This window comes from Okeania sp., from assembly GCF_983059655.1.
Window position 1 is genome coordinate 1 of record NZ_CEZPJD010000729.1, and the last position, 4,018, is coordinate 4,018.

Sequence of the window (4,018 nt, forward strand, 5' to 3'; positions counted from 1 at the left end):
ATACCAAATTCAAAAAAGGCAGTTACATCTTAATTTGTCATTTATTCCTAAAAGAAAAAATTATAAATTCCATAAATTATAAAATTTTCACCTTTTTTCCTCTTTTTTATGATGTTTTTCTTTCCCTGTTCCCTGTTCCCTGTTCCCTATGTAGTCACTGTAGCAATATTTTATGAAATTGGTATTATCTATATTTTGAAGATATTGTGGCATTAAAGGCAATCTTTTTCAGCTCAAAAATTTGTTTCAACCTGTAGCAAAACTCACGAGCTACATTCCATTGTTCTCTTGGTATACTTTTCATTCTAATCATAAGTTCTACTTCTGTTTGAGAAACACTATTTACACCTAAAATACTGCCAGCATCTAAAATTTTATCTCCCCACTCAGCATCATTTTTTAACTCATTAGCAACTTGTTTAACTAATTCTACTACTTGGCTTAGATTAGTATATAAATTTACTTTTATTCTTAAATCAATACTTGCCCAATCTTTTGTGAAATTGTGGACTATAGAAATTTTACTATTAGGAATTGAACTTAAACGTCCTCCTGCATCGCGTAATTGTGTTACACGAAAACTCATATCTTCTACATAACCCATCGTATAATCTAGGTCAATCAAATCACCAATTGCATACCGGTCTTCTAGCAAAATTAAAATTCCACTGATGATATCTTTAACTAGATTATGACCACCTAAAGAAACTGTCAAACTAATAATACCTAAACCTAATAATATTATGGTTATAGAAACATTGAAATTTTGAAATATCCCCAGCATGCCAATACAACCTAATACAAACATTACAATTCCTTTTAATGTATGAGATAAAGTAATTGCCCGTGGTATTTTTCTATGGTCGTAACTTTGATTTTCTAATCTTTTAAAACTATTTATAGCAAACCAGTTGACGAGCGCCGGGCTACCTTTAATTGCTAAATAAGTACTAGCTATAATAATTAAAATTATCATATAAGAAACTAAAAAAATCTGTAGCCAACGACTATAAGGAAAATTACCTGAAATCCAAATAATGCCATACAACCACAAAATCAAGTGATTTACTTGTAGAATACTTCTAAAAAAAGAATTTTTATGTTGTTGTTGTTCCCAGATTAACTGTTGTTTTTGCCCTAAAGCTAATTCTGTTTTTACTGTAGTTAATTCTTGATAATTTTTCAATTCATCTATCTGTGGGCGAGATACTTTTAAATTTTCTATCAATTTTTGGATTTTTTGGTACTTTCTTAAGCAGTTCTTTTGCCAAATTGATAAGAGAAAGCTCAATAGAATCAAAACTAATATTATTCCGAAAGAAATTAAAAGTTGCCTGATTAAATAGTCTGGTTGTCGCTCTCTCTGGGCTCTAATTAAGGCATCCTTCAAAAAACCAATAATCTGATTAGTTAAATCTTCTCTAGATATGCCATGAATCTGAGCATCTAAATCTGTGATGGCCATCAGAAATTGATTTTTGAGATCTTCTGCATCTGAAGCAAATATTAAAGTCTGATTTTCTAGGTTTTCAAGAGTTAATTTTAAAGTATCAGCATCGAAGCAATTTTTAATTGTTTGTTGAAGATTATTTTCATACAGTCTAACTCTAATATTTAGGGGAGATGTGTTGCTATTTCCTTGGACTTCTTGTCCTGCTACTGCGGCTACTTTGAAAATTTCTCTGCTGTCGATTTTAATGGGTTTATAAACTATATTACTGATAGGTGTTAATGATTGAACTTGAGTAATATTTTCAATATTATTATTCTCTAATGTTTCTGAAGTCTGACCTAATGCTAAGAAAGTTTGATTAGTTATCAGAATAAAGGTTAAGAGGCTAAAAATTATCACTGTGATGATTTTTGATATTTTATAGCGGTCGAAGAAGTTATTTTGCTTGATGAATAGTTGTTTAAATGAAATAAATTTATAAATTTGCATAAGTCAATTCAGTTATCAGTTAACAGTTATCAGTTATCAGTTAGCCTCCTCGGTCGGAACTTTGTTAACATTTAGCCTCTTTACAGAGGAACTGTGTTATTAGTACCTGCTGCAATAGAAAGCAGAATTTTATTTTTTATCGACTTAAAATTAGGAGGCTTGAGACCTGATTTTTTGATTATTGAAGATAAAATTAGTCTATTGATTGCTTTCTATCTGAAAGGAGAAATATCCGGACAGAAATTGTAATGTTTTAGTAATTAGTTAATCATATATAGCAATTAGCAAATTACACATCAGTTTATTACTAATGTAATGCTACGGCTAAAAGACTACTATTCAATTATGTTTGAACGTCTTATTCTCTAATTTTTTTTGAATAAATATATATAAATATGTCAAATTATATGCTTTGATTTTTTTCATAAAAAGCTTCTCATTAATCAAAAAAAATCTTAAACATAAAACAATTCAGTGTATTTTAGATTTATATGGTAATTGCTATAAAATCAACTTAAAAATATATCTACAAATTTAATAATTAATGTCAATCGCAATATCATTAATAATTATTGAGAACGAAGTAGTATAATGATAAAATAAGTCGTAAAAAAGTTCAAAAAGATGATGATTATAGAAGTTTCTTTGACTGAAATAGCCAAAACAACCCGTCAAGCAGCACAAAAATCAGCAGGTTTATCTACAGAAGCAAAAAATCAAGCAATTGAAGCAGTCGCCCAAGCACTAGAAACCGCAGCACCAAAAATTATCGCAGCAAATAAACTTGACTGTCAGATAGCTCAAACTAATGGCATTGCTAAACCTCTTTATAATCGATTGAAAATGGACGAGGCTAAACTTAACAGCGCGATCGCAGGTTTACGCAATGTTTCTATTTTGGCCGATCCAGTGGGTACGGTACAAATACATCGAGAACTAGATGCAGGATTAATTCTCAAACGAATTACTTGCCCATTGGGAGTTATTGGTGTAGTTTTTGAAGCTCGCCCTGATGCTGTGATTCAAATTTCGGCTTTGGCAATTAAATCAGGAAATGGCGTCATTCTCAAAGGAGGAAAAGAAGCAACTAATTCATGTCAAGAGTTAGTTACAGCAATTCGTCAAGGACTGGCAAAAACTTCTGTTCATCCTGATGCAGTACAGTTATTAACTACCCGGGAAGAAACTCTAGAGTTACTGAAATTAGATCAATATGTCAATTTAATTATTCCCAGAGGTTCTAACTCTTTTGTGAAATTTGTACAGGAAAATACTCAAATTCCTGTTTTGGGGCACGCTGAAGGAATTTGTCATGTTTATGTAGATAAGTCAGCGGATATTCAAAAGGCAGTTGCAATTACTGTGGATGCAAAAACTCAGTATCCTGCTGCTTGTAATGCAGTGGAAACTTTGTTAGTTCATACTGATATTGCTGACAAGTTTTTGACAGAAGTTCTCCCAATGATGGAAAAGCATCAGGTAGAGTTATTAGGTGATGCAGCTACTCAAAAGATTTTACCATCGGTAAAAGTGGCGACAGAATTAGACTGGGCAAAAGAATACAGCGATTTAGTATTGTCAATTAAGGTAGTAGATAATTTAGAATCAGCGATCGCTCACATCAATACTTATGGTTCTGGACATACAGATGCGATCATAACTGAGGATAAACAAGCCGCAGACCTATTTCTTGCTCAAATAGACGCGGCAGGAGTATTCCATAACTGTTCAACTCGGTTTTCTGATGGTTTCCGTTATGGTTTTGGAGCAGAAGTAGGAATTAGTACCCAGAAAATGCCACCAAGAGGCCCAGTAGGTTTAGAAGGGTTAGTAACTTATAAATATCAAGTTGTAGGTGATGGCCATATTGCTGCTACTTATTCTGGCGATCGCGCTCAGGCATTTACTCACCGAGATTTGTAGGGGAGTGAGGGAGTAGGGGAGTAGGGGAGATTGAATATGGAAGTGTGGATAGAATTATAAACATATACTGGGCATTGCTGAGGGGCGGGATAAATATAAGTGGGAGCAGGCATCTTGCCTGTCTCCATCCTGCCTGTCTCCATCCTGCCTGTC

The 4,018-nt window shown here is 33.0% G+C and carries 2 protein-coding genes; one reads left to right on the forward strand and one right to left on the reverse strand.

Annotated elements, in window-relative coordinates; translation table 11 throughout:
- Nucleotides 1-184 precede the first annotated feature (184 nt).
- Nucleotides 185-1,942, reverse strand: a complete 1,758-nt coding sequence (locus tag AC3DU7_RS27440) for a mechanosensitive ion channel family protein (protein ID WP_488042431.1) — start codon at nucleotides 1,940-1,942, stop codon at nucleotides 185-187.
- A 627-nt stretch (nucleotides 1,943-2,569) separates the two neighbouring features.
- Here AC3DU7_RS27440 and AC3DU7_RS27445 point away from each other — a divergent pair.
- Nucleotides 2,570-3,865 carry a glutamate-5-semialdehyde dehydrogenase gene (locus AC3DU7_RS27445; protein WP_488042432.1) on the forward strand — a complete coding sequence of 432 codons (1,296 nt, stop codon included), beginning with the start codon at nucleotides 2,570-2,572 and terminating at the stop codon, nucleotides 3,863-3,865.
- The last annotated feature ends 153 nt before the right edge of the window (nucleotides 3,866-4,018 follow it).